The following is a 26,226-nucleotide window of genomic DNA, read 5'->3' as shown; positions in this document are numbered from 1 at the left end:
GTTTAGGAGAAAGAGATGCGTCGTTTCCTCGCCATTTGCGCGATTGCGTTGTTGTCCGGTTGTATGAATGTTAGCGATATGGCCGCTGGTACTACCTACCATCTACGCGATGCAGGGTTTCTTGATTACAGTCATACGCAGCGATTGAACAACTTCCGGCTGCAGCCGGACTCTTATATTTATATTGCACAGGGTGCGTTCGTGCCGCCAGGGCACCCATACGCCAGGCCAAATGTTGTGGCGGAACAGGCATTCAATGGTTTCGTAGAGTATTTTCCACGCGTACGCCGTGCCAAAGCGCCGGTTGGCCTGGACGAGGCAATACTTGAAGCGCGCAACGTGGGAGCCCATTATCTGCTTTACACCCGCTTTGCCTCTGCTGATGATGCAATTGGCAACTGGCAGGAGTGGGAGGATGAGGAAGCGCTGGGTCGAGTAGGCCGTGACCGTAGTGTCGTTCAGGTCATGTTGATCGAGACGGCGACTTATTATCTGGTGGATACAGCGCGTATTCGGAGCCGAGGTGGCTTTCTAACGTTCTACAATGAAAAGCCTGAAGACCTGCTGGCGCCTCCGCTTGCCGAGTATGCTCAGCACCTATTAGGTTTAACACGATAAGGAATACTCATGAGTGAACCGCATAAGGTTGATGACCTGATCGCTCAATTACCGAGCGCGGAAGGCAAGGCACTGCCGCCGGTCCATTCATGGAATCCTCCTTTCTGTGGTGATATCGATATGCGCATTGCGCGAGATGGGACTTGGTTTTACCAGGGGACACCTATTAATCGGCCTGCCATGGTTCGACTGTTCTCAACTATCTTGCGTAAGGATGAACAGGGTTACGTGCTGGTCACGCCTGTCGAAAAGGTTGGCATTCAAGTAGAGGATGTCCCATTTGTTGCTGTTGACTGTGACGTGCAAGGCCAGGGAGAAGGGCAGGTGCTACGGTTCATAACACAGGTAGGCGATACGGTTGAAGCGGATAGTCACCATCCCTTAAGGGTGACTATTGATCCTGTTACTGGAGAGCCCTCACCTTATGTGCTTGTAAGGGACCAGCTAGAAGCTTTGATTCATCGCAATGTTTTTTACCGACTCGTCGAACGCATAGTGCCGCAGCTCTATGAGGGAGCAATGTGGCAGGGGCTTTGGAGTAATGGAACGTTTTTTCCAATAGATCGGCAAGCGTGAATCAATCGTGAATAAAAAGGGCTCCCTCGGGAGCCCTTTTTTGATCACATGTTGGGATAGTTAGGGCCACCTGTACCCTCTGGCGGCACCCAGGTAATGTTCTGGGACGGATCCTTAATGTCACAAGTCTTGCAATGAACGCAGTTCTGAGCATTGATCTGGAATCGTTTCTCGCCGTCTTCCTGCGTAACAACTTCGTAAACGCCTGCTGGGCAATAACGCTGCGCTGGTTCGTCATACAGGGGAAGGTTACGGCTGATAGGGATAGACGGGTCCTTAAGCTTCAGGTGAACAGGTTGATCCTCTTCATGGTTGGTATTGGAAAGAAATACCGAGGACAGCTTATCGAAGCTGATCTTACCGTCAGGCTTGGGATAATCGATCCGCTTAGATTCAGATGCCTTGTTAAGGCAAGCATAATCAGGCGTTGTGTCATGCAGCGTAATAGGTAGCTTGCCGCCAAACAGGTTCTGCTCGATGAAGTTGAACGCGTTGCCCTTGATGGCGCCATACTTATGAATGGCAGCACCGAAGTTACGACTCTTATAGAGTTCTTCGTATACCCAGCTGTTTTTGAAAGCATCCAGGTAGCTGGTCAGTTCATCCGCCTCGCGCCCGGCTACTAGTGCTTCAGCGATAGCCTCAGCAGCCATCATGCCGGTTTTCATTGCGGTATGGCTGCCCTTGATCTTTGAAAAGTTGAGTGTGCCGCCGTCGCAGCCGATCAAGGCGCCGCCTGGGAAAGTCAGCTTCGGAAGTGAATTCAATCCGCCTTTGGTAATAGCGCGAGCCCCATAGGACACTCGTTTTCCACCTTCCAGATACTGCTTGATCACAGGGTGATGTTTGTAACGCTGGAATTCATCGAAAGGAGAAAGGTAGGGATTGCGGTAGGACAGATCTACGATCAAGCCTACTACGATCTGGTTATTTTCCAGGTGATACAAAAATGAGCCGCCTGGGTTGTCATCATCCAGTGGCCAGCCCGCAGTGTGTACTACAAGGCCTTGTTCGTGCCTGGCGGGATCAATATCCCAAATTTCCTTAATACCGATAGCGTAATGCTGAACATCGGAATGAGCGCTCAGGTTGAAGTGCTGACTCAGTTGCTTTCCAATATGACCGCGGCTGCCTTCAGCAAATAGTGTGTACTTGGCGCGTAGTTCCATACCGGGTGTGTAGTAACCCTCTTTGGGGTTTCCTTCACGGTCTACGCCCAGATCACCGGTTACGATACCGCGTACAACGCCGCTTTCGTCGATGAGTGCTTCCTGCGCGGCGAAGCCTGGATAGATTTCTACACCCAGACTTTCGGCCTGCTGGGCTAGCCAGCGGCACAGATTGCCGAGAGAAATGATGTAGTTGCCCTGGTTATGCATCGTCTTCGGAACGACGAAGTCCGGCAGTTTCCTGGCCCGCTCAGCGTCTTTAAGCAGATAGATGTCGTCGCGCTTGACGGGCGTGTTCAGTGGGGCGCCCAGTGCTTTCCAGTCTGGGAACAATTCATTGAGTGCTCGTGGCTCAAACACAGCGCCAGACAAGATATGGGCACCTACTTCGGAGCCTTTCTCCACGACGCAGACGCTGATTTCCTGACCGGTCTCAGCCGCCTTCTGCTTCAGTCGGCAGGCAGCGGAAAGGCCTGCCGGGCCGGCGCCGACAATAACGACGTCGAACTCCATAAATTCGCGTTCCACGGACAGTCTCCTCAAGGCAGTGATGCTAGTTATATTTTGGCGGCTGTAATAAAGAAAACATTATATAGGGGTCTTTCCAGAGGTCCAATACAAACGTTTGTTTGAATTTTTCTTCAGGCTGGTACATTCTGCTCATGCTGTGTCGAAGAGCGGCTAGGGTTATGTATGGTAACTGCCTGCTTGCATTGTCATTTGGTTGAAATTATGTCCGGATCACGCGTTTGTCGGACGCGCGTGCCGTTATTCGGATGGTTTGGCCTATCACATTTGCTTTTGGAGCCTGCTGACTTGCCCTGGAGCGTTGACCCTCTCGACCGATGCAGTCAACATACGGCGGTTAATGGTTATTTGTAAGCCGAGAGCCGTTATTTGGTCGATTCGATCGGCTAGGCCTGCCTGGCTACCCTATTTATTCACTACAGAATAATGAGGAACTCATGAAGGTTCTTGTAGCTGTAAAGAGAGTGGTGGACTACAACGTCAAGGTCCGCGTCAAACCCGATAACTCCGGTGTTGACTTGGCTAACGTCAAAATGTCCATGAACCCCTTCTGTGAAATCGCCGTTGAAGAAGCGGTGCGCCTCAAGGAGAAAGGTATCGCTACCGAGATTGTAGCGGTGTCCGTAGGCCCGACTGCTGCTCAGGAGCAGTTGCGTACTGCGCTGGCTCTGGGAGCAGACCGTGCTGTTCTGGTCGAGACCAATGATGAGCTTAGTTCATTGGCTATTGCCAAGTTGCTCAAGGCTGTCGTCGATAAGGAGCAGCCCCAGCTGGTTATTATGGGCAAGCAGGCCATTGACAGCGACAACAACCAGACTGGCCAGATGCTGGGTGCGCTGACAGGCTTTGCTCAGGGTACTTTTGCTTCCAAAGTCGAGCGTGACGGTGACGTATTAAACGTGACGCGCGAAATCGACGGTGGTTTGCAGACGGTTGCCTTGAGCCTGCCAGCCATTGTGACCACTGACCTGCGCTTGAATGAGCCACGTTATGCCTCGCTGCCTAACATCATGAAGGCCAAGAAGAAGCCGCTGGATGTGGTAACGCCTGATGCTCTGGGTGTTAGCACTGCATCCAGTATCAAGACGCTAAAAGTTGAAGCCCCGGCTGGCCGTCAAGCAGGCATCAAAGTTAAGTCGGTTGCTGAACTGGTCGAAAAACTCAAGAACGAAGCGAAGGTGATCTGATGGCTATTCTGGTCATTGCCGAACACAGTAATGCTGCGCTTAACGGCGCAACGCTCAATACCGTGGCTGCAGCCAAAGCCATTGGTGGTGATATCCATGTTCTGATCACAGGGCAGGGCTGCAGCGGTGCGGCTGAAGCCGCAGCCAAGGCTGAGGGCGTTTCCAAGGTGTTGGTAGCTGATAATGCTGCTTATGCCTACCAGCTGCCGGAAAACGTTGCGCCACTGGTCGTTGAGCTCACCAAGACTAACGGCTATACCCACGTGCTGGCACCGGCTGGCTCGAACGGCAAAAATTTCATGCCACGCATCGCTGCGTTGCTGGACGTCGATCAGATCTCCGAGATCATTGCGGTGGAAAGCCCCGATACTTTCAAGCGCCCGATCTATGCCGGTAATGCGATTGCAACCGTACAGTCGTCTGCTCCAGTCAAGGTCATCACTGTTCGGGCTACCGGTTTTGATCCGGTCGCTGCTGAAGGTGGCTCGGCTGCTATTGAAGCGGTTTCTTCGGTACAGGATGCGGGTATCTCCCGCTTTGTAAATGAGGAGCTCGCTACTACAGGCCGTCCAGATCTGGGCGCTGCTAAAGTTGTGGTATCGGGTGGCCGCGGTCTACAAAATGGCGATAACTTCAAGATTTTGTACTCCCTGGCAGACAAGCTGGGCGCTGCGGTAGGGGCGTCCCGTGCCGCAGTAGACGCAGGCTTTGTACCGAATGACATGCAGGTGGGCCAGACTGGCAAGATCGTGGCGCCACAGTTGTATATCGCGGTAGGTATCTCTGGTGCTATTCAGCACTTGGCAGGTATGAAAGATTCTAAAGTCATTGTGGCAATCAACAAGGACGAAGAGGCCCCCATCTTCCAGGTGGCTGACTACGGTCTGGTTGGCGATCTGTTCGAGTTGATTCCTGAGATTGAAAAGTCGCTATAAGCGATAGCCTTGAAAACCCGCTCAAATGAGCGGGTTTTTTATTGGGCGGACAAACGTCTTTCAACATGACAAAATTCTGGCTTTAGGCAGCCTCATAGCGCTGTCGCCTGACTCTGCAGGAAACCAGATAGTGAAGAGTTCTTATCGTCGGGTAGTTCCGGTTTTTGCCCTGTTACTTGCTGGATGCGCGAACGACCCTGCGCCATCTGAGCAAATGAAACTTACCACCCAGGCATTCAGCCAGGCTCATGACGTGGGTGTGGATAGCTCAGTCCCTGAGTATAGCCTTGCCAAGGACAAGCTTGAGCGAGCCCAAAAAGCCATGCTGACCGAGGAGTACAAAAAGGCGCGCGTACTGGCCGAGCAGGCTGAGCTCGATGTTCGCCTGGCAGAGGCCAGGGTGCTTAACAACAAGAGTCAGACGCATGTGGATGAACTCAACAAGCAGATCGCTCGATTGCAGAAGCGCTTGGAGAGTACCCCATGATGCGTTTGGCATTTTCTCTGGCTGGGCTGGCGCTGATGATTTCGCTAACCACGGGATGCGCAAGTAGCACTACAACCCAGCAGGCGCTACAGGATGCCAAGTCCCGCTACGCCTCGATAAAGACTGATTCCGAGGTGCTGCGCAGCGCGCCCAAGGATGTGCGAAGGGCCGAGGAGACCTTGGACAAGGCAGAGCAACTTGCTAGTTATTGGGGCAGCAGCAAGGATGCACGACACTTTGCATACCTAAGCCAGCGCTACAGCGATATTGCCCAAGAACATGCCAACCTTCGTTCGAGCCAGGACAAGGCAACGCAGCTACAGCTGCAGATCGAGCGTTTGCAGTTGAAACTACGCGAGAAGGAGCTTCGCTCTGCCCGGGAGCGTAACGTGTGGCTTACCGATCAGTTATTTAACTTGGGTACGAGCCAGACAGAGCGGGGGCTTGTTATGACGCTGGGAGATGTATTGTTTGCTCCTGGACGGTCGCAGCTTAATCCAACGGCCAATGAAACAGTTCTTAAACTGGCTCAATTTCTTCAAATCAATCCTAAGCGCGAAGTCCGTATCGAAGGCTACACAGACGATTCCGGTGACGGAGACCGAAACCTTTCTCTCTCCAGGCAGCGCGCTCAGGCCGTTGCTAAAGCCTTAAGCACGCTGGGAATAGAAGAAGGGCGTCTACAGGTTCTAGGCTACGGCGAAGATTACCCGGTTACCTCTAACGAAACCGCAGAGGGGCGTGCTAAGAACCGTCGGGTAGAGGTCGTGTTCTCTGATGAAAACGGTGACTTCGTACCGGCACGTTGAAGGGTAAAAGACAGCTTTTTACGAGCTGCTTTTTCTAAAAGCGGCATCCCTTGTTTCATCGCCGACGGAGCGGCCCTTAGCACTGGCTGTATTGTCCTAAATTCATCAAGCTGTACCGGTGCAATTTAATAAGACGATGCTACTGTTTCGGTTCAGTGAACAAGGGAATGCGTGCCATGACGAATCTGTTGCTCTACCAACGTATCGCTCATCAGTTGGCTGAAGATATTCGCCGTGGCGTTTACCAGCCTGGCGAACGTGTTCCCTCGGTTCGCAAGATGAGCCAGCAGTTGGGCGTAAGTCATGCAAGCGTTTTGCAGGCCTATGCCACGCTAGAAGATCAAGGGTTAATCCGCGCCAGGCCCCAGTCAGGCTTTTATGTACATCAAACGCCTGCACTTACAGCACCCACTCCTGAAATCGGTAGGGTAGAGCGTCCAACGCTGGTTACGCGTGGCGATATCATCAATCAGGTGCTTCTGGAGTCCCGTCGGGATGACGTGGTCCCTTTTGGGGCTGCTATTCCTAGTGTGGATTTCTTGCCAATCAGGGCGTTGCACCAGCAGATCAGCAAGGTCACACGGTTCCAGAGCCAGCGCGCCTTCAGCTACATGTACAGCCCAGGCTATGAACCCCTGCGCCGTCAGGTTGCGATTCGTATGCGCGATGCAGGGGTCGCGGTAGCACCTTCTGAGGTTGTCATTACACATGGCTGTGTGGACGCGCTGCAAATGTCGTTGCGTGTGCTGACCAAGCCTGGCGATCTGATCGCCACCGAGTCGCCTACCTATTACGGATTGCTGCAGTTGGCTGATGTCTTGGGACTGAAGGTGGTTGAGATTCCCTGTGATCCGCAAATTGGGCTTAGTGTCGAGGCATTGCAGCTGGCTGCCCGGCAGTGGCCTGTGAAGGTACTGGTCATGACGTCCCGGCTGAGCAACCCCTTGGGCAGTACCATGCCGGAGGCGCGTCAAAAGCAGCTGTTAAGGCTCGCCAATGAGCGGGACTTCATGATCATCGAAGATGATATCTACGGTGAGTTGGTCTATGAGGTGGGCGCAACGAAGGCGCTCAAAGCTCATGATCGGTATGGCAGGGTCGTCTACTGTTCAAGCTTTTCCAAGACGATCTCGCCGGGGGTGCGTATCGGTTGGGTTATTGCCAATCAGTACCAGCCGGATATTCAGCGCTTACAAACCTTTACTACGCACTCTGCCTGTAGCCTGACGCAGATGGGTGTAGCTGCTTACCTTGAAAATGGAGGGTATGACCGGCATCTGCGCTCCATCAGGCATGAGTACCGCAAGAACATGACTGCCTGGCAATTGGCTGTTCAACAGTATTTTCCGGAAGGGACTCAAATGAGCCGGCCAATTGGCGGCTTCATTCTCTGGGTAAGCCTTCCTGCCAGGGTTAACACTAAAGATTTGCACCTTCGGGCCTTGCAGGAAGGTATCAGCATTGCGCCAGGCATCATCTTTAGCAATACGGATCAATTCAACAACTGTATTCGGCTCAATTGCGGCATGGCTTGGAACCGACAAACCGAGCGCGCCCTGATGACAATCGGAATGCTGGCCAATCAGCTCTGCCAAGAGGCTCAGGTAGCTGCTTAATGGTATGAACTTGCTCGCTGTTTTGTGAGTCTGTTTGCATTAGGTGTGAAGAGGTAAAGGTGCCGATGGGGTCGATAGAGGCCACAAGCTGGCTGCCGATGATTGGAGTGTTGGGCAATGTGCCTCTGGTGCTTGTCTGGCTGACAGGGCTGCTGGTGGCTTGCTTGAAATGGCGAACACACCGCAAGGCTAGCCTGTTGTGCCTGTTGAGCATGATTATCCTGCTCGTCTGGCTTGCGGCTTATAGCGTGCTTACGCTGGCGTTGCCGGTCTTATTGCCGCTGTGGCAGATAGAGCTGGCACCCGGTTGGGCCTATGCGCTGCTCAATGCCATAGGAAACCTGATTACCGCAGTATGTTATGCGCTATTGCTGTGGGCCATCTTCACGGACAGGAGTTCACAACGTTCTGCCTGAGGCTTTTCCATGACGACTCTAAGTTGGATGATGAGTGATCATAAGCCGTACTGGCTGGTGCTGGTGTTAATGCTCTGTGGGTGTGATAACTCAGAAAAAGAGTCGCCTAAGAAGCCAGCTGAACCTCAGGCGGCGGCTGTAGAGCGAGCAGCACCACAGCCGACCTCACCAGCCGCTTCACATGCCAAGCCTATTCCAGAAGCTCAAACGAGGCAGGATCCGATCCTGACCTCCCGCGTTCCTGAAAGCTTTGAGGAGGAGGCTACTCCAGCTCCCGAGCCCGATAAGAAGCCTGAGCTGGTTATAGAAAAGCCAAAACCCAAGCCGATACCCAAGACAGTGAAGCAGAAGCTTCCGGAGCCTGAAGAGCCGCTTAAGGTTGACTTGACTATTCCTAAGGAGCTGATCGAAAGCACTGTGCCTGTTATGGTAGAGCAGGATGAGCCGCAGGGAAGGCTTCCTCCTCTATTCGATAAGCAGAAGGATGATGGCAGATTTAATTTGAGCGGGCGGATACTAAACCGCGAGCGCTCAGATGATTTCGAAGGCGCCGAACTGCAGTTTGAGTTCAAGCGCTAAGGCTACTTTGCAATGTGTGAGTATGCTCAGCGATTCCGAACGTCTTTGGCATCCATTTCTTCGTTACGCTGACGAATTCGCTGGCGCTGCTCATCGGTTAGCTCCACCTTGTGGGCCGAGCTACGAAGCATTAGCAGGCTTCCTAGAATTGAGCCTACTGCGAGAATCAGAAATAGCCAGGCATACCAAGGCATGGTGCAACCCTCCGCGCAAATAACACAGTCTATGCAGTTTAGACCTGTCTAGGCAGTAGGAGTGCTTTGCAGTAACGGTAAAACGCTGTTGTCTTTCAGATTTACACCCGTTATTTGAAGCTGAAGCGCTTTTTTTATCAGATAGTCAAGTTTGTAGACGGCTAGAGGGTAAGGCAGGCCTTCCGGGCGCACGTTGGAGATGCAGTTGCGTTCACTGTCCATGCGGCCTCGACGAGGCTGGTAGGTTATATAAAGCCCAAGGCTGTCGGGAGACGTAAGACCGGGGCGCTCTCCGATCAGCACTATCACCAGCTGTGCCTTGAGTAACTCCCCAATCTCATCGCCCAAGGCAACACGGGCTTGCTCGGCAATAACGACCGGGGTTTGAGACCAGTCGGTATCGAAGCGCTCTTTCAGCAGCTCCAGTAGCGGAACGGCGTGACTGCTGGCCGCAAATGATGACAGGCCATCGGCGATGACGATGGCAAGTTCCGGGGCGGGAGCTTCAGCCATTAACTGCTCACGGCTGGCACTGTCCAGTACTCGGCCATAATCCGGGCGTAACAGGTACTGATGACGATCCGCAGCCTTGCTATGTACGTGAAGCGTACGGAAGCCTCTGGAGTGGAGCTGTGTTTTTAGCGTGTCGATGTCCAAGGGGTGGTGGACGGCATCACGCGCCTGTGCATGAGCAAGGCCGAATCGAAGCAGCTCAGTTGTAGGCAGGCTTGAGCCAACCCGGCCCAAGGCTATACGGGCCGACGTATGCGTACGCAGCTCATCCCAGGGGTTGCTCTGGACCAGCGTGGGGTTGGCTGTGCTCATCAGGCGGCTCCTGGCAAGTGAGGAAGTGCACGCAGCAGTTGATGTCCGGCACTGATTTCCCGGAGCTTTCCTGAAGGCTCTGCAATGGACATGCGGGTTAGCCAGGCTTCAAATTCTGGCGCACGCCTGAGATCCAACACGCTACGTAGGTAGAGGCCATCATGAAAGGACGTGCTTTGATAGTTGAGCATGATGTCATCGGCGCCTGGTATGCCCATGATGTAGGTTAACCCCGCAACGCCCAGAAGTGTCATGAGTGTATCCATGTCATCCTGGTCGGCTTCAGCATGATTGGTATAACAAACATCGCAGCCCATCGGGACCCCGAGAAGTTTGGCGCAAAAGTGGTCTTCAAGTCCGGCCCGGATAATCTGCTTCCCGTCGTAAAGATACTCAGGACCAATGAAGCCAACCACGGTATTGGTCAGGAGAGGCTTGAAGGCGCGAGCGACAGCATAGGCACGTGCTTCACAGGTCTGCTGATCAACGCCATGGTGCGCACTGGCAGAAAGAGCGCTGCCTTGGCCCGTTTCGAAGTACATAACATTGTCGCCCAGCGTGCCTCGCCTGAGTGACCGGGCCGCCTCGTTGGCTTCGTGTAACATGCTCAGCGTTACACCAAAGCTTTCGTTGGTCTTTTGTGTGCCTGCGATAGATTGAAACACCAGATCAACCGGAACGCCTTTTTCAATCGCCTTGATTTGGGTGGTGACATGCGTCAGCACGCAGGTCTGCATAGGGATTTCAAAATGCTGGCGCAGCTCATCCATCATTTCCCATAGTGGCGTTAATGTAGAGAGCGAGTCACTGGCCGGATTGATACCAACTACCGCATCGCCTGCCCCATAGAGCAAGCCATCGAGCATACTGGCAGCAATGCCTTGCAGATCGTCAGTGGGATGATTGGGTTGAAGGCGTACTGAAAGATGGCCAGGCAGACCTATCGTGTTACGGAAGCGGGTAATGACCTGGCATTTCTTTGCAACCAGAATCAGATCCTGGTTGCGCATTAATTTGCTCACGGCCGCAGCCATCTCTGGCGTGATACCTGATGAAACAGCAGACAAGACAGTGCTATCAGTACTGTCGAGCAGAAGCCAGTTACGGAAATCACCTACGGTTAAGTGACTGATAGGTGTGAATGCAAGGTTGTCGTGGCCGTCCATGATCAGACGTGTCACGTCGTCTTGCTCGTAGGGAATCAAGGCTTCCTCAAGAAAACGTTTGAGTGGCACATCCGCCAGGGCAATCTTGGCGGCCATGCGTTCCTCAGCTGACCCGGCTGAAAGCCCGGCCAGTTCGTCACCCGAGCGTGCCGGGCTTGCCTTGGCCAAAAGTGTCTTAAGGTCTTCAAAACGATAGGTTTGATGGTCGACAGTGGTCTGGTAGATCATAAACACTCCGGTTTTGTTACTGCCTCATGCACCTGGCCTCAGAGTAGAGGCTGTCAGTTTTATACGGTGTTAACTTTCAACAGGCTATCCGTAGGTGCTTGGGCACGCTGGCGCGCGGTAAACAGGAAATAGACGAAGCCAATGACCATGAACATCAGAAAAACAAGGCCTACGACCGGGTTGAACCATGCCATGGCAACCAGGCAGACCAGTGCGAGTGCCAATGCCAGTGCTGGCACGAAAGGATAGCCAGGCGCGTGATAGCTGCGTGGCAGGTTAGGCTCTGTGCGGCGTAGTTTGAATAGGCTCAGCATACTCATGATGTACATGACGATGGCGCCAAACACCGACATGGTAATCATCGCAGCCGTCAGCGACATGCCCTGGAGATTGATCAGCCCATCACTGTATATGGCGGCAACACCAATTACGCCACCTGCCATTACGGCACGATGGGGTGTCTGAAAACGCGACAGCTTGGCAAGTCCCGCGGGTAGGTAGCCTGCTCGGGCCAAAGCAAAAAACTGGCGAGAGTACCCCAGGATGATCCCGTGGAAACTGGCGATCAGGCCGAAGAGGCCGATCCACACGAGCATATGCAGCCAGCCAGAGTGTTCACCTACGACCATTTTCATGGCTTGCGGCAAGGGATCGTTGATATTGGAAAGAGCCCGCCAATCGCCAGCGCCGCCTGCAAATACCATTACGCCAATCGCTAGAAAAACAAGGGTAAGAATGCCTGTGATGTAGGCCTTCGGAATAGTGCGCTTGGGATCCTTGGCTTCCTCGGCTGCCATGGCTGCCCCTTCAATGGCCAAAAAGAACCAGATGGCGAAGGGGATGGCAGCAAAGATTCCGGTAATAGCAGGCATGCCAAACGTATCTGAACCTGCCCAGCCATTAAGGGCAAAATTGCTGAAACTAAAGCCCGGCGCGACTACGCCCATGAAGACCAATAGCTCCAGCACGGCCAATACGGTCACGACAAGCTCAAATGTGGCTGCCAGCTTTACACCCAGAATATTAAGTGTCATGAAGGTGATATAGGCCCCTACGGCTACCAGCTTAGGGTCAAGGGTGGGGTATTGAACATTCAGATAAGCGCCGATAGCCATGGCGATGGCAGGCGGTGCAAAAACAAACTCGATCAGCGTGGCGAGGCCAGCAATCAGACCGCCTTTCTCGCCAAAGGCGCGGCTGCTGTAAGCAAAAGGGCCGCCTGCATGGGGAATGGCTGTCGTGAGTTCGGTAAAACTGAAGATAAACGCGGTATACATGGCGGCAACAATAAGCGCCGTGACGAGAAAGCCGAGCGTTCCGGCTACGCCCCAGCCATAGCTCCAACCAAAGTATTCCCCTGAAATGACCAGGCCTACAGCGATACCCCAGAGATGCAAGGTACCCAGAGCGGGTTTTAATTGTGTAGTCATCTTCGTCTCACCGAGTGGGTTCGCAGGTAACCATTGCAGCGAGCATGCCAGCCTGTTTTGGCTTTTTTAGCGGCTTTCTAACACCATAGCTGCCCAATCGTAGGGCGCCAGTCAAAACATGACTCTTTGTTTTGGTGCATTGAGCCAGCTGGGTGAGCAATGGTTTTGCCACGAATTAGCTTTCTGCGACAATAAGACTTTCCTGGATTCATTTGTGAGAGTGCCATGCCTGCTTGCCAGACACCGATTATTGTCGCCCTGGATTTTCCTACTGCTGAGGGCGCCCTGGCATTGGCGGATCAACTTGATCCGGCGCAGTGCCGCGTCAAAGTAGGCAAAGAGCTGTTTACCTCCCACGGCACGCCTATTATCGAGGCGCTGCATGCCAAGGGATTCGAGGTTTTCCTTGATCTCAAATTTCATGACATCCCCAACACGACGGCCATGGCCGTGAAGGCTGCAGCCGAGCAGGGCGTATGGATGGTGAATGTCCATTGCTCAGGTGGTTTACGCATGATGGCGGCCTGCCGGGAGACGCTCGACAAACTTAACGGCCCCAAGCCTTTGCTGATAGGTGTAACGGTGTTGACTAGCATGGAGCGCGAAGACCTGGCGGGTATCGGTCTGGATATTGACCCCAAGGAGCAAGTCCTCCGCTTGGCCGGGCTGGCTGAGCGTGCCGGCATGGATGGTCTGGTATGCTCTGCCCAGGAGGCCTCTTCACTCAAGACGGCTCATCCAGGGTTACAGTTGGTGACTCCGGGTATTCGCCCGGCGGGCAGTGCACTAGATGACCAACGCCGTATCCTTACGCCTCGGGAGGCATTAGAAGCCGGATCTGACTATCTGGTGATCGGCCGTCCCATCAGCCGCGCCGCTGATCCTGCGGCGGCATTGACGGCTATCCTGGCTGATCTACGCTGAAATCAGGAGATGCTCGCGTGGCTCGCTCTAGCATGAGTGTTGCCCGCGAGCGTCACAAAAGATTTCAAGCCCTGTTCTTCGCTTGCACGGTTCAAGTAGCATCGGGCTGTTCAAGAGGAGAACGTAATGCACGCGCAACTGGAAACCTGTCTCCAAGCAGTCGACAGGGTCCTGCTCGGCAAGGACAAGCAAGTCCGCCTGGCCATGACCTGCCTGCTCGCTAAAGGTCATTTACTGATTGAAGATCTGCCCGGTATGGGCAAGACCACATTAAGCCATGCGCTGGCCAAGGTACTCGGCCTTTCGTTTCAACGTATCCAATTTACATCTGATCTGTTGCCTGGCGATATATTAGGCACGTCCGTCTTCGATAAGGACACTGGGCAATTCGTCTTTCATCCGGGACCGGTTTTTACCGAACTGTTGTTGGCGGACGAAATCAACCGTGCAACCCCCAAGAGCCAGAGCGCACTGCTGGAAGCGATGGAGGAGGGGCAGGTCACCATTGAAGGCGCGACTCGTCCGCTCCCAGAGCCTTTCTTTGTGATCGCTACCCAGAACCCTGTGTCCCAGGGCGGTACGTTTGCATTGCCGGAATCCCAGCTGGATCGCTTCCTGATGCGGCTTTCGCTGGGTTATCCCGGGCGGGCAGCGGAGCGTGCCTTGTTGTTGGGTGGATCAGGTAGAGACCAGCTTCCCCGGCTTGAGCCGCTGCTAGATCATCGGCAGTTGGCCGCTATCCAAAGTGAAGTACCTAAAGTTCATGCCAGCGACGCGGTCGTAGACTATGTACTGCGCTTAGTCGAAGCAACCCGCACACAGTCTAATTTTGCGCTGGGCTTGTCACCGCGAGGCAGCTTGGCCTTGCTGGGCGCTGCACGCGCCTGGGCATTGTTGGACGGTCGTGATTATGTCATTCCTGAGGACGTACAGGTTGTATTGCCTGCTGTGGCCGGACATCGTTTACGTGATCAGGCCGATCCTGCGGGTCATGGTGGTGGCGCGCTGGTTCAATGGTTGCTCCGTGAAGTTCCGGCCCTCTGACGTCTTATGAAAGCAAGCCCTTTTCGGCGTCAGTGGAGTGCATGGCTGGACCGGCGCATACCGGCTGCCCCCTCAATGGTTTTGCACCAGAAGCGTATTTTTATCTTGCCGACCCGCCAAGGCACAGCCTTTGGCGTTTCGTTGGTATTGATGCTACTTGCGGCCATCAACTACCAAAACAGTCTTGCCTATGGGCTGACATTTCTACTGTTCTCGGTCGGGGTTGTCACCATCCTGCATACTTACCGAAACCTGGCTGGGCTTCGTTTGACGGCTGCTGGCTCGGCAACCGCGTTTGTTGATGAGCCAGTACGTTTCAGGGTGCGTTTGGACGATGACAGTCGAGCGCACCAAGCCGTTGCGATTGGCTGGCGACAAGAGGACATGCAGTATGTGGATGTCGAGGCAGGTGGTGCGAGCGAGTTGGATCTCTTTCTGACCTCAGTAAAGCGAGGCTGGCTGAGGCCGGGCAGGCTTCGTGTGGAAAGCCGGTTTCCATTGGGGCTGATGGTTGCCTGGAGTTGGCTGGACCTGGAGCAGAAGGCATTAATTTACCCTAAACCCATACCAGGCGATCTGCTCTTGCCGGCGGGTATCGATACAGATGCTGAAGAAGGCTCGCGTACTCATGGGCAGGGTGCTGATGATTTTTTGGGACTAAGACCTTATCAGCCGGGAGATTCGCGTCGCCGGTTGGACTGGAAGGCCTACTCGCGCGGGCAGGGACTCCTTGTTCGGGACTTTGCCATGCTGACCGGAAGTGATCTCTGGCTCGACTTTTCTGTATTGGATGGAGATGTGGAGACGCGACTATCCCAGCTTTGCCATTGGGTTTTGGCCTGCTCGGCCAAGCAGCAGCGCTTTGGCCTGCGTTTGCCAGGAACTGTACTGAAGCCTGACACGGGTGAGGCGCATCAGGCAGCGGCGCTCAAGGCACTGGCCCTGTTTGGACAGCCTTCATGACAGCCGCTCAACCTATCCCTCGAATTGCCCTGACGTGGCTGCTGGTGGCTCAGGCACTTGTCATTGCACCTCATTTATTCCATTTGCCGCCCTGGATCGTCGGGCTGTGGCTGGGATGTGCACTCTGGCGTATTCAACAATTCAGGATGAAGGTTCGAGCGCCTACCCGAATCGAAAAGGCTGGCCTACTGATTGTAGCCGCAGCAAGCGTCTGGTTTGCCCAGGGTACAGTGATCGGACTGGACGGCGGGACAGCACTACTCATTTCTATGTTTGTGCTCAAACTGGTCGAAATGAACACAAGGCGAGATGCCTTGGTGGTGATCTTTCTAGGCTTTTTTGCTGTTGTCATCGCCTACTTGTTTGATGACAGTTTTCTTGCCGCCTTATATAGCCTGCTGCCTATTTCTGCTTTGCTGGCGGCGCTTATTGGTCTTCAGCAAAGTGGCATGGCGAATAGGCCCTGGCCGACCTACAGACTGGCAGGGAGCCTGGTACTTCAAGCATTGCCGCTCATGCTTGTATTATTTTTATTCTTTCCGAGATTAGGGCCGTTGTGGTCAATGCCTCAATCAGCCGATAAGGCTGTTACAGGGCTTTCGGATACGATTGCTCCGGGTGAAATTGCTGAGCTATCCCAGTCCGCCGAGCGGGCTTTCCGGGTCAGCTTCGAGGAGGACTCTCCACCGCGTAATACACTTTATTGGCGAGCGGCAACATTCGAGCGTTTTGATGGGCAGCGCTGGTCGGTCAGTCAGGAAACTGCCTATAGCACTGCGCCGCAATGGCAGCCCGCCGGACCTGCTGTTAACTACACCGTAGTCATGGAACCAAGCCAGAAGCCTTGGCTGTTTGCGTTGGATGTCCCTCAAATCAATCAAGGTGACGCCAGGCTGGCTGCAGATTTTCATTTGCAACGTCGACGGCCTGTTGACTCACCGCTAATGTACAAGGCAACTTCATGGCCGCAGGTTGTCCGTGAGGTGCAGATTAGCCCGGCCAATTCCCGACGGGCCCTACAATTGCCTGCTGGCAATGATCTACAGGCACGTGCCTGGATCAAAGATTTGCAGCAGCGCTACCCTGAGGCTCAGGCATTGGCAGGGGCACTGCTGCGTTATTTTCGTGAAGAACCTTTTATTTATACCCTTAAACCTCCGGTAGGCGGGGCGAATGCTATCGATGCGTTTCTTTTTGAACATCGTCGCGGCTTTTGTGCTCACTATGCCGGTGCAATGACGTTTCTCCTGCGCGTCGCTGGCATTCCTGCCCGAATGGTCGCGGGGTATCAGGGGGGCGAATACAACCAGGCCGGTAATTACCTGACGGTTCATCAGTTTGATGCACACGCCTGGGTAGAGTATTGGGTTGCAGGGAAGGGCTGGATCAGTGTTGACCCTACTGCCCAGGTAGCACCCGAGCGGATAGAGCGTGGCCTTGAAGATGCCTTGGCTAGTGCACGGGGCGAGGGCGCCTTTCTGGAATCATCACCCTTTTCACCGATGCGTTACCGTCAATTCGCCTGGCTTAACGATGTGCGAATGACATGGGACAGGCTTAACTATGGGTGGCAACGTTGGGTGTTGAATTATCAGGCCGAAACGCAGGGCGACTTATTACGCGGCTGGTTTGGTAAGGTTGACAGCGCTACGTTTGTGGCGGCGCTTGTGGGAGGCGGCAGTCTTCTAGTGGCAATGCTAGCTCTATGGCTGCTTAAGCCTTGGCAGCGCGAAAGAGATCCGCAAAAAAAGCTTTTCAGTCAGTTTGAGCGCCTGGTTCGACGCTATGGCCTAGAGCGTGAAAAAGCTGAAACGGTACGTCATTTCATGCACCGTACGAGTCAGCGATTGCCAGATCAGCAAAAGGAAATCGAGGCGTTCTGCCTTAGCTTCGAACGGCAACGTTATAGCCGTGAAGACGTAAACGAAAGCCTTCTCAAAGAGCGGCTAAGAGCTCTAAAAAGAGCGTTGAATACACCTGGAAAAGCTGATCGAGTGTAACAAAGGCGCTCGGTCAGCTTACCAATAGTGAATGAGATTTTTTGCTAGGCTCGTGAAACTGGATAGCCATGGCGGCTACGATACCTATTCCGCCCACAGCCAGACTGGTAACACTGTGGCATAACAGCCCACTGACAACGGTCAGGACGGAAAGGCTAACCAGAGGCACTGATAGCATCAGCACTGTATCTCGTGAGGAGGCCTTGCTCATCATATGGTGCATGATTGCACTCCTGTTAATTGATGCACTTACTGTAAGGGCTTTGATAGTTTAGGTGCGAATTGCTCCTCGCTATCAAAGCCATAGAGCGTCTGTGCTTAAAGCTTAAGCTGTTGAATGGCGCGATTCAGGTCACCTGCCAATGCAGCGAGTTCCTGACTGGTCGCCGAGGCGCCTGATGTCTGCTGTACGGTATGCTCGGTTACATCTCGAATACCTACTACAGAACGGTTCATTTCCTCTGCCACGTGAGACTGCTGTTCTGCAGCCACCGCAATCTGCGTATTACTATCACGCATTTGCGCCACAGCGCCGGCGATAGCTGCCAGTGCCTGCCCGGCTTCAACGGCTTCTTCAACACACCCATCTGCTTTGATCGAACTTTCGTTCATGAATTCAACCGCATCGCGTGTGCCTGCTTGAAGCGTTGCGATCATCTGGGTGATTTCGTTGGTTGAAGCCTGTACACGTTTTGCCAGATTGCGAACCTCATCAGCCACAACCGCAAAGCCGCGCCCCATCTCGCCAGCACGTGCCGCTTCGATGGCAGCATTAAGTGCCAGCAGGTTGGTCTGCTCGGCTATACCGTGAATAACACTGACGACACTACTGATTTTCTGACTGTTGTCAGCCAGATGCTGAATCATTTCAGCCGTTTGCTGAACCCCTTGGGAAAGCCCGGAAATTGACTGGCCGACACGCTCGACTACAGCCTGACCAGCGCCCGCCAGGCGGTCAGCTTCTTTGGACTGATCCCGTGTATCGGCGGCATGCTGGGCAATATGATGAACCGTCGTGGACATCTCATTGATGGCTGTTGCTGTCTGGTCGGTTTCGCTCTGTTGATTGAGCATGCCGCGTTGCACTTCTCGCATGGTGCTGGCCAGACGTGCAGCACCGTCATCCAGTCGAGTGGCGGTCTCGGTTACAGTCATGACAATTCGTTGGTAGCCGCCCTGCATCGCATTGAACGCATTAGCCATCTGACCGACCTCATCACGACTGTTGAGCGGCACACGTGCCGATAGATCACCGCTGCGCTCCACGTGCAGCATGACATCCTTGAGCGTATGCAGATTGGTCAGGATAAAGCGGATCAGAAGCTGAGAAGCACCCAAAAGTACCAGCATCAGCACGAAAACAGCCATGCCGTATTCAAAGGCACGATGCATGAAGACTTCCCCAAAGCTGACCTGATCGACCATCACGGCAAAAGGCTGGCCATCAGCGGTCTGGGCAACCCATGCACCGGCCAATGCTTCACTATGCTCCAGTTCTACCCAGTCCCGCTTTCCGGTCAGGGAGACGGCATCAACCCCAATACGTGCCAGTGCAGCGGTGTCACTGAGCTTGGCCGCCGTGGCTGTTATGGGGAACTGGTCGGCCGTCAGCCTCGATAACTGGCTTGCCTCAAGCCTGGCAGCATTCTGTCCAGCTTCCAGGCGAGCGCTCTGCTCAAGATGCATGGCAAACAAGACCAGTAACAGTGTCGTAAAGAAAGCAACGGCGTTAACAGCCCAGAATTTGTACTTCAGGGAAATGTCTCGAATCCAAGCGCTCATGGAGTATCGTGTCCGTAACGGGAGTCTTTCCGGCATTGAGCCGGAGCAAAGTAGTGAAGCGGTTGATAGAGACAACCGCTTCTTTCCGCTCAGGTTAGCGGCACGATAGAGGGCAGCTTTAGGACGGATCTTCGAAAGTTGCTTCAACGGCAGGCAGATTGAAAAACTGGCGGGCCGTTACCGTGGTGTGGGCTGCCAGCGCCTGAGGCGACTCATTACGGTGGCGAGCAACTTCATGCAGTACTTCGGTCAAGAAAGCAGGCTCGTTATGGCCGCTTTTGGGCTTAGGGCGTAGCGTACGTGGAAGCAGATAAGGCGCATCGCTTTCCAACATTAGCCGCCCTATGGGAATGTCGTTCATCAGTGGATGAAGGTGAGTACCGCGACGCTCATCACAAATCCAGCCGGTAATACCAATATGTAGATCCAGATCCAGGTATTGATAGAGCGCTTGTTTTTCGCCAGTAAAACAGTGGACGACTGCTGCAGGAAGCTTGTCGCGAAAATCGCGTATAATGGCCAGCAGACGTTCGCTGGCGTCTCGTTCATGCAGGAATACAGGCAGCTGCAGTTCAACAGCTATAGCCAGTTGTTCTTCAAGAGCTTTCTCTTGCACTGAGCGGGGAGCAATATCGCGGTTGAAGTCCAGCCCGCATTCACCAAGGGCTCGTACTTTTTGCTCTTGTGCCAGTGCCTTGAGGCTACGTCCTGTCGTAGTGTTCCAGCTTGCCGCTTCGTGTGGGTGAATGCCAGCTGTTGTAAACAGCGTATTCGAATCATCCAGCAAGCGGCAGAGTTCGAGCGCAGCCTCGCTTTCGGTAAGGCTTGTACCGGTTAGTATCATTTGAACGACACCTGCTGTGCGTGCTCGCTCAATAACGGCTTCGGCCTCTCGTGCCAGGCTGGGATGAGTCAGATTGACGCCTATGTCGATCAATTGCATGAAAATACCTAATAAAGGGTGGCCAGCTGAGTATCAGCCTGTCCATTTGATAAAAAAGTCGATCATGAACAGGATTATCTCAGTGTTCATGAGTAGTTCGGCTTCCATTGCCTCCTGGAAAGGAGGGCGTCGTTGCGCCTTGTCTTGCGCTGGGCCAACCATGGAGAACCGGATGGCGCGTTATCTTATTGTTGTGTGTTGTCTGCTGTTGTTATCACCTTTCCCCGCCCAGGCACGGGTTGGAAGTACAGAGCATTGGAAGCAAGAGAGAACTGTACGTGACTTGTCCGCCATTCGTACGGCCGGCGTGCTCCGTGTTCTAGTCAATCAGAACCGTAACAGCTCTGGTGAGCTAAATGGCAAGTCCATCGGCGTAGAATATCGCCGCCTCTCTGCCTTTGAGCATTATCTCAACGGTCAGTCCAAAAAGGGGCAACCGCTCAAGGTTGTCTTCATTCCAAAGCCTAAAGATGAATTGCTCGCAGCGCTAGAACGGGGCGAGGGAGATATTGCCGCTCCCGGTGAGCTATTTTCAGGCCCCATAGGGGCAAAGGTCGTACGCAGCAATCCGCTTATGGCTAATACACCGCTTGTAATCGTCAGTCGAGCCGGGCAGCGCCGTTATACGCGTCTGGATCAACTGTCGGGGCGACGGTTGACCCTGCCGGCAGGCAGTGCTGCCGAGCCGGCCCTACGCGAGCTGAATGCGCAGCTGGTCAAGCGAAAGCTTAAGCCTGTGGAGCTTGAATGGGTTGACCCCAGCCTTGGGGTTGAGGATGTGTTGGAAATGATTTCAGCGGGAATCTTTTCCCTTACAGTGGTTGAGCAGCCTATTGCCGAACGTTGGGCTAAAGTCTTGCCCAAACTGCATGTCGAACGGCGGCTAGTCGTAGCCAAACAACAGGACATGACTTGGTTTGTCCGGCGCGATACGCCTGAGCTACGCAAGGTGGTTAATGGCTTTTTGGCTGATTACCGGTTACCGGCCGGTAGCGATGTTGCATTCCAGAAAGCTTATAAAGGTAGCACCAAGGTCCGGAATCCACTGGGTGCCGATGATCATCAGCGCCTTACTGAGGTACGTTCTGTCCTGAAGCGATATGCCGATACCTATAATCTGGACTGGTTAACCCTCGCGGCGATGGCCTACAAGGAGTCTGGTCTGGATGGCACCGCCAAGGGAAGCGGTGGTGCCACGGGCCTGATGCAAATCACGCCTTCGGCAGCCCGAAGTGTAGGGGTCAAGAATATTCGTACCGTCGATGGCAATGTGCAGGCTGCTGCCCGCTACATGGCAAAGCTAAGGCGGCAATTTTTTTCCAGCCGAAAGCTTGATGAGCGTGAGCGTCGAGCTTTTGTTCTCGCTGCGTACAATCTTGGGCCTGAACGAGTTCAGCGTTTGCGAGCCGAAGCAAAGCGGCAGGGGCTTAACCCTAACAAATGGTTCTTTCAGGTCGAGCGAATCGCCTCAGAAGAACATGGGATGGGCGTCGTCAACTATGTCAGTAGCGTCAATAAATACTATTTGGCATATGCCCGCGAGCGAGACCGCCTTGAGGAGGGGAAGCGTAGTATCCGTATTACCAGTCGTTAAGCCGCCCGGCAGTGAGCTGTAAACGCTGCGCTTGACAGCATAAGCACAGCTTGCCTAGGATTCGAATGCGCCGATTTAAACAGCAACTTGCGGGGCGCGAGTCTATCGAGACTCAAAAAATACCGCTAAAGCGCTGGCCGGTGATTGCCTCACCGCTGACCAGCGGGACTTATGAGGCGGACACAATCATCATGACCATTTCTTACTGCCAACTGCGCCTGACCCCCATTACTCACGGCTCACTGAGCTCTCATCCTTCTATCTTGCTGGGTGGCCTGCACCAACCTACGCTGCTCCGGTATCTGGAAGGCTGGCCAAGACGCTGGCCTGCGTCTCGTTCCTTCCAGATCCGTTTCGCTCAGCAGCCTCAGGAGCTGAGCCATTTTGCTAAGGATATGTTTGATTTTGCGGTCATCGAGGCGCCTTCCAGGGATCAGTTGACAGCGGTCGTGCACGAATTGACGCGCGTTGCCAGACAGGGAGTAATTGCCCGGCGTCAGGGGTAGTCGATCTCTACAATGTACCAGCGCTTATCGCCGGTTGGCGTCTGTACGGTAATCTCTGCATCAAGGGGTTTACCTACCATGGCGCGAGCCAGCGGAGCGTCGATGCTGATCTGGTTGAGCTTTATATCAAACTCATCCGGCCCTACGATTCGGTAACGAGCCTGCTCGCCCTCGTCATCCTCCAAGGTTACCCAGGCGCCAAAATAGACCTTGCCAGGGTCGGCAGGCCGCTCGCTGATGACTTTCAAATTTTCCAGCCGCTTACGTAAAAACCGCACGCGGCTATCAATTTCACGCAGCATTTTCTTGCCGTAGGTGTATTCGGCATTTTCGGAGCGATCGCCCTGGGCAGCCGCTTCGCTCACGGACTGAGTAACCTGTGGTCGGCGTACATTCCACAGCTCATGCAACTCAGCCCGCAAGCGTGCCTCGCCTTCAGGTGTAATCAAAGGGGTGCCCGCACTCCGGGGCGGTCGGTAGCGACTCATACATCCAATCCATACAAAAACATGATTTAACCTTCTCGCAGAATGCGCAGCGGACTAACCGTCAACGCTCGTCTCGTTCCAATGAGGCCGGCTGCGGCAATCATCGCCGCACCTATCAACGGCAGCAGTAACAGCCAGGGGTGCGGTTGCCATGGCATATCGAACACGAGCCGGTAGAGCAGGGCCGTGATTATTTCGCACCCCAAAGCGGCTAAAAGTCCGCTGGTTGCACCAAGCAGAGCAAATTCAACCCGACGGGTGCGTATCAATAATTGCCGCTCTGACCCCAGTGCCCGTAATAGAGCACCTTGGCGAATGCGTTCATCCAGCGTGGATTGAAGACCTGCAAAAAGGACGGTCATCCCGGCAGCCAATACAAACAGCAGCACAAACTCTACGGCAATCGTGACCTGTCCCAAAATACTGCGTAATTGCTCGAGAATGGCGTCGATGGGTAATAGCGTGGCAGCTGGAAAGTGGCGCGCCAGTTCAACCATTGCTCGATCATTGCCGGGCGGAATGTAAAAACTGGTGAGATACGTTACCGGAACATCAGTAAACGTCCCAGGCTGGAAGATCATAAAAAAATTCGGCTGAAAATTGTTCCAGTCTACCGTCCGCAGGCTGCTTACTTGGGCCTCTATGACCCTGCCGGCAATATTGAAACTGAGATGATCACCTATTCCTACTTTAAGGCTTTTGGCCAGTTCGGCCTCAACCGATACTCCCGGTAGGTCATGCGCAGACGTAGCGTCCCACCACTGCCCGGCTGTGATGACGTTACCTGAGGGCAACATGTCAGACCACGTCAGACTCAAGTCGCGGCGTGTAGCGCGATCTCCACGTGATTCGCTCTCCACAACGTCACTGGCGGGTTCGTCATTGATCAATACCAGGCGACCCTGCACGATGGGGTAGAGAGGTTTTGCATTAGGTGACAGTTGGTTGATTTGGGCAGCAAATGCATCTCGCTCAGCAGGCAGAATATTCAGAGCAAAATAATTAGGCGAATCCGGCGGAAGTTGCTCCTGCCATCGATCCAGTATTTCTCCACGCAGCAGCGCAATCAGTGCCATTGCCAACAGAATCAGGCCAAACGCCAGTGCCTGGCCAGCAGCGGCAAGCGGATGGCGAAGGAGTTGACCCAGCCCCAGGCGCCAGGCGAGTGGGGCGGAAGCCAGCATGCTACGAAGTCCTTTCAAACCGAGCAGCATCAATCCGCCAAGTACTATGGTAGCAATCAACCCCCCGCCGAGCAGTGCCAACGTCAGCTTCAGGTCTAGTGACAGTCGCCACATGATCAGCCCCAGAGCCAATAAAGCTGTGCCATAAACCACCCAGCTTCTTGGGGGAACAGGGAGTAGGTCGCTACGTAGCACGCGTAAGGGCGGTACTCGGCCAAGCGCAGCCAGTGGGGGCAACGCGAAACCCGCGAGGGCAACCAAGCCCGTGCCCATGCCCGCAAATGCCGGAAATAGCCCCCCGCTAGGAATGGTTGCAGGCAGCAGCCCAGCCATTAGGTGAAACAGCAGGAACTGGGCGAGCCAGCCTAATAGGACGCCGATTGCGCTGGCAACCAGCCCGAGCATTGCCAGTTGCAGACTATACAGAATCAAGGCTTCCCGGCGTGATAGACCAAGACAGCGGAGCAGGGCGCTGGCATCAAAGCGTTTGATCGCAAAACGGTTAGCCGACATGGCGACAGCTACGCCAGCCAAAAGTACTGCAGCAAGGCTGGCCAGCCCCAAATAGCGTTGGGCTCTATCCAGAGCGCTACCAAGCTGGCGGTTCCCGTCACGGGGATCCTCGATTCGCTGATTGACATCGAGACTGCCTTCGAGCGACGCCCGATAGCGCTCTAGTTGATCAGCCCCTCCGCTCCAGAGGTCTCGATAGCGAACCCGACTACCTGGCTGGATCACTTCAGTGGCTGGCAAATCGGCAATATTCATCAGGACACGCGGGGTCAGGCTGTAAAAGTCACCCGCACGATCAGGCTCATACGTCAAAATGCGTGTGATACGCAGTGTTTTACGGCCAACATCGATCGTGTCGCCTACCTTGAGGTCCAGGGCCGGCAAAAGACGAGCCTCAACCCATGCCTCTCCAGGGACCGGTAAGCCACCAACAGTCTCACTACCCTGTGAACTAAGCGTACTTTTTAGCTGGCCTCTAAGTGGATAGGACTCACCTACAGCCTTGATGCTTGATAACTGAATAGCCTGCTCGCCAGCAATGACACTAGAAAACTCAACGGTCTGAGCATGCTTCAGTCCCTGGGCAAGCCCTGCCTCTATCTGCTTCTGATGAGCTGCCGAGGTGCCTCGCAAGGCCAGGTCTCCCCCTAGAAACTCCGTAGCTCTCAAAACCATGGCCTCATTAAGACGAGCTGTGAAATACCCAATGGCGCAGCTTGAGGCCACGGCAATTACCAGTGCGAAAAAAAGCACTCGCAGTTCACCGGCCCGTACTTCTCGCATGAGTTGCCGGCTGGCCAGGTGCCATAGCCGGGAGAACGGAATACGGGTCATTTAAGACTCCAGTGTGACTAGGCGACCGCTTTCCAGTCGGATCAGACGATTGCAGCGTTGGGCAAGGCGTTCATCATGGGTAACCAGAACCAACGTTGTGCCAAGCTCAGTATTCAGCTCGAACAACAGATCGCTGATGCGAGCGCCGGTAGCAGTATCAAGATTGCCGGTAGGCTCATCGGCAAACAGCACTTTAGGGTCGGCAGCAAAAGCGCGTGCAATAGCAACGCGTTGCTGCTCGCCTCCTGAAAGCTGACGTGGATAATGGGTCAGTCTATGGTCAAGACTGACCCGCTTCAGAAGAGCCTCAGCACGATTACGCGCATTCTTATGACCTTCAAGCTCCATCGGAAGCATGACGTTTTCCAATGCGGTCAGGCTGTCCAGCAACTGAAAAGACTGAAAGACGAATCCGACATGTTCGGCGCGTACCCGTGCGCGTTCATCTTCCGACAGCGTGGCCAAAGCATGTCCAGCCAGGACAACATTGCCCTCGCTAGGTTGGTCAAGCCCAGCCAGCAGACCGAGTAGCGTGGATTTGCCAGAGCCTGAGCTACCTATGATCGCCAGGCTGTCTCCCTTTTCCAATTCAAGGTCAAGACCATGAAGGATGGTGAGTTCACCTTCCGCACTGGGTACAACCTTGCTAAGGTTCTGGGCAACTAAAATGCTGGCGCTCATGAGGATT

General features: G+C 54.1%; 26 protein-coding genes. 15 read left to right on the top strand and 11 right to left on the bottom strand.

What is annotated here, in order from left to right; all coding sequences use genetic code 11:
• Positions 1-15 precede the first annotated feature (15 nt).
• Positions 16-618 carry a DUF4823 domain-containing protein gene (locus IEX86_RS19390; RefSeq protein ID WP_188867792.1) on the top strand — a complete coding sequence of 201 codons (603 nt, stop codon included), beginning with the start codon at positions 16-18 and terminating at the stop codon, positions 616-618.
• Positions 619-627: 9 nt separating this feature from the next.
• Positions 628-1,194 (top strand): DUF1285 domain-containing protein, encoded by a 567-nt coding sequence (locus tag IEX86_RS19385; protein WP_188867791.1) that lies wholly within the window; start codon positions 628-630, stop codon positions 1,192-1,194.
• Positions 1,195-1,238: 44 nt separating this feature from the next.
• Here the strand turns inward: IEX86_RS19385 and IEX86_RS19380 are convergent, their stop codons facing one another.
• On the bottom strand, positions 1,239-2,891 hold the full coding sequence (locus IEX86_RS19380; RefSeq protein WP_188867790.1) for an electron transfer flavoprotein-ubiquinone oxidoreductase: 1,653 nt from the start codon (positions 2,889-2,891) through the stop codon (positions 1,239-1,241).
• 437 nt (positions 2,892-3,328) lie between these two features.
• On the opposite strand from IEX86_RS19380, the gene IEX86_RS19375 reads away from it, so the two are divergent.
• The 7 genes from IEX86_RS19375 to IEX86_RS19345 all read left to right on the top strand — a co-directional run bounded on the left by IEX86_RS19375 (position 3,329) and on the right by IEX86_RS19345 (position 8,920).
• Positions 3,329-4,078, top strand: a complete 750-nt coding sequence (locus IEX86_RS19375) for an electron transfer flavoprotein subunit beta/FixA family protein (protein WP_188867789.1) — start codon at positions 3,329-3,331, stop codon at positions 4,076-4,078.
• Positions 4,078-5,013, top strand: a complete 936-nt coding sequence (locus IEX86_RS19370) for an electron transfer flavoprotein subunit alpha/FixB family protein (protein WP_188867788.1) — start codon at positions 4,078-4,080, stop codon at positions 5,011-5,013. Before IEX86_RS19375 ends, IEX86_RS19370 begins: the two co-directional genes overlap by 1 nt.
• A 214-nt stretch (positions 5,014-5,227) precedes the next feature.
• Entirely contained in the window at positions 5,228-5,500 is a 273-nt protein-coding gene (locus tag IEX86_RS25105; protein WP_229685424.1) for a DUF4398 domain-containing protein, read from the top strand.
• A complete protein-coding gene (locus IEX86_RS19360; protein WP_188867786.1) occupies positions 5,497-6,309 on the top strand; it encodes an OmpA family protein in 813 nt (270 codons plus the stop codon). Before IEX86_RS25105 ends, IEX86_RS19360 begins: the two co-directional genes overlap by 4 nt.
• Before the next feature lie 176 nt (positions 6,310-6,485).
• On the top strand, positions 6,486-7,925 hold the full coding sequence (locus tag IEX86_RS19355; protein WP_188867785.1) for an aminotransferase-like domain-containing protein: 1,440 nt from the start codon (positions 6,486-6,488) through the stop codon (positions 7,923-7,925).
• A gap of 65 nt (positions 7,926-7,990) precedes the next feature.
• On the top strand, positions 7,991-8,341 hold the full coding sequence (locus tag IEX86_RS19350; RefSeq protein ID WP_188867784.1) for a hypothetical protein: 351 nt from the start codon (positions 7,991-7,993) through the stop codon (positions 8,339-8,341).
• 9 nt (positions 8,342-8,350) lie between these two features.
• Complete coding sequence (locus tag IEX86_RS19345) at positions 8,351-8,920, top strand: hypothetical protein (protein ID WP_188867783.1); 570 nt, start codon at positions 8,351-8,353, stop codon at positions 8,918-8,920.
• A gap of 26 nt (positions 8,921-8,946) precedes the next feature.
• Here the strand turns inward: IEX86_RS19345 and IEX86_RS19340 are convergent, their stop codons facing one another.
• The 4 genes from IEX86_RS19340 to eat are packed head-to-tail and all read right to left on the bottom strand — an operon-like array spanning position 8,947 to position 12,763.
• Positions 8,947-9,114: a DUF2897 family protein gene (locus tag IEX86_RS19340; protein WP_188867782.1), complete on the bottom strand. Its 168-nt coding sequence runs from the start codon at positions 9,112-9,114 to the stop codon at positions 8,947-8,949.
• Positions 9,115-9,162: 48 nt separating this feature from the next.
• Positions 9,163-9,939, bottom strand: coding sequence for an ethanolamine ammonia-lyase subunit EutC (gene eutC / locus IEX86_RS19335; protein WP_188867781.1), 777 nt, complete (start codon positions 9,937-9,939; stop codon positions 9,163-9,165).
• A complete protein-coding gene (locus IEX86_RS19330) occupies positions 9,939-11,333 on the bottom strand; it encodes an ethanolamine ammonia-lyase subunit EutB (protein WP_188867780.1) in 1,395 nt (464 codons plus the stop codon). Before IEX86_RS19330 ends, eutC begins: the two co-directional genes overlap by 1 nt.
• A 59-nt stretch (positions 11,334-11,392) precedes the next feature.
• Entirely contained in the window at positions 11,393-12,763 is a 1,371-nt protein-coding gene (eat, locus tag IEX86_RS19325; RefSeq protein ID WP_188867779.1) for an ethanolamine permease, read from the bottom strand.
• A 225-nt stretch (positions 12,764-12,988) separates the two neighbouring features.
• Here eat and pyrF point away from each other — a divergent pair, with 225 nt between their 5' ends.
• The 4 genes from pyrF (at position 12,989) to IEX86_RS19305 (ending at position 17,694) form a co-directional block, all read left to right on the top strand.
• A complete protein-coding gene (pyrF, locus tag IEX86_RS19320; protein ID WP_188867778.1) occupies positions 12,989-13,687 on the top strand; it encodes an orotidine-5'-phosphate decarboxylase in 699 nt (232 codons plus the stop codon).
• Between the two features lie 126 nt (positions 13,688-13,813).
• Entirely contained in the window at positions 13,814-14,731 is a 918-nt protein-coding gene (locus IEX86_RS19315) for an AAA family ATPase (RefSeq protein ID WP_188867777.1), read from the top strand.
• Between the two features lie 6 nt (positions 14,732-14,737).
• Positions 14,738-15,694 carry a DUF58 domain-containing protein gene (locus IEX86_RS19310; protein WP_188867776.1) on the top strand — a complete coding sequence of 319 codons (957 nt, stop codon included), beginning with the start codon at positions 14,738-14,740 and terminating at the stop codon, positions 15,692-15,694.
• On the top strand, positions 15,691-17,694 hold the full coding sequence (locus IEX86_RS19305; protein ID WP_188867775.1) for a transglutaminase TgpA family protein: 2,004 nt from the start codon (positions 15,691-15,693) through the stop codon (positions 17,692-17,694). Before IEX86_RS19310 ends, IEX86_RS19305 begins: the two co-directional genes overlap by 4 nt.
• A gap of 13 nt (positions 17,695-17,707) precedes the next feature.
• Here the strand turns inward: IEX86_RS19305 and IEX86_RS19300 are convergent, their stop codons facing one another.
• The 3 genes from IEX86_RS19300 to IEX86_RS19290 all read right to left on the bottom strand — a co-directional run bounded on the left by IEX86_RS19300 (position 17,708) and on the right by IEX86_RS19290 (position 20,419).
• Entirely contained in the window at positions 17,708-17,917 is a 210-nt protein-coding gene (locus IEX86_RS19300; protein WP_188867774.1) for a hypothetical protein, read from the bottom strand.
• A gap of 95 nt (positions 17,918-18,012) precedes the next feature.
• Positions 18,013-19,476, bottom strand: coding sequence for a methyl-accepting chemotaxis protein (locus IEX86_RS19295; protein WP_188867773.1), 1,464 nt, complete (start codon positions 19,474-19,476; stop codon positions 18,013-18,015).
• Between the two features lie 118 nt (positions 19,477-19,594).
• Positions 19,595-20,419, bottom strand: coding sequence for a TatD family hydrolase (locus IEX86_RS19290; protein ID WP_188867772.1), 825 nt, complete (start codon positions 20,417-20,419; stop codon positions 19,595-19,597).
• 172 nt (positions 20,420-20,591) lie between these two features.
• Here IEX86_RS19290 and IEX86_RS19285 point away from each other — a divergent pair, with 172 nt between their 5' ends.
• Positions 20,592-22,013 carry an MltF family protein gene (locus tag IEX86_RS19285; RefSeq protein WP_188867771.1) on the top strand — a complete coding sequence of 474 codons (1,422 nt, stop codon included), beginning with the start codon at positions 20,592-20,594 and terminating at the stop codon, positions 22,011-22,013.
• A 191-nt stretch (positions 22,014-22,204) separates the two neighbouring features.
• A complete protein-coding gene (locus IEX86_RS19280) occupies positions 22,205-22,519 on the top strand; it encodes a hypothetical protein (RefSeq protein WP_188867883.1) in 315 nt (104 codons plus the stop codon).
• Here the strand turns inward: IEX86_RS19280 and greB are convergent.
• The 3 genes from greB to IEX86_RS19265 are packed head-to-tail and all read right to left on the bottom strand — an operon-like array spanning position 22,510 to position 26,219.
• Entirely contained in the window at positions 22,510-23,007 is a 498-nt protein-coding gene (greB, locus tag IEX86_RS19275; protein ID WP_188867770.1) for a transcription elongation factor GreB, read from the bottom strand. The genes IEX86_RS19280 and greB overlap by 10 nt on opposite strands.
• Before the next feature lie 26 nt (positions 23,008-23,033).
• Complete coding sequence (locus IEX86_RS19270) at positions 23,034-25,538, bottom strand: ABC transporter permease (RefSeq protein ID WP_188867769.1); 2,505 nt, start codon at positions 25,536-25,538, stop codon at positions 23,034-23,036.
• Entirely contained in the window at positions 25,539-26,219 is a 681-nt protein-coding gene (locus IEX86_RS19265) for an ABC transporter ATP-binding protein (RefSeq protein WP_188867768.1), read from the bottom strand. It abuts the gene before it with no gap.
• Positions 26,220-26,226 lie beyond the last annotated feature (7 nt).

This window comes from Pseudomonas asuensis (assembly GCF_014646755.1).
GTDB classification, from domain to species: domain Bacteria; phylum Pseudomonadota; class Gammaproteobacteria; order Pseudomonadales; family Pseudomonadaceae; genus Chryseomonas; species Chryseomonas asuensis.
This window is presented reverse-complemented; position numbering and strand designations above follow the sequence as displayed.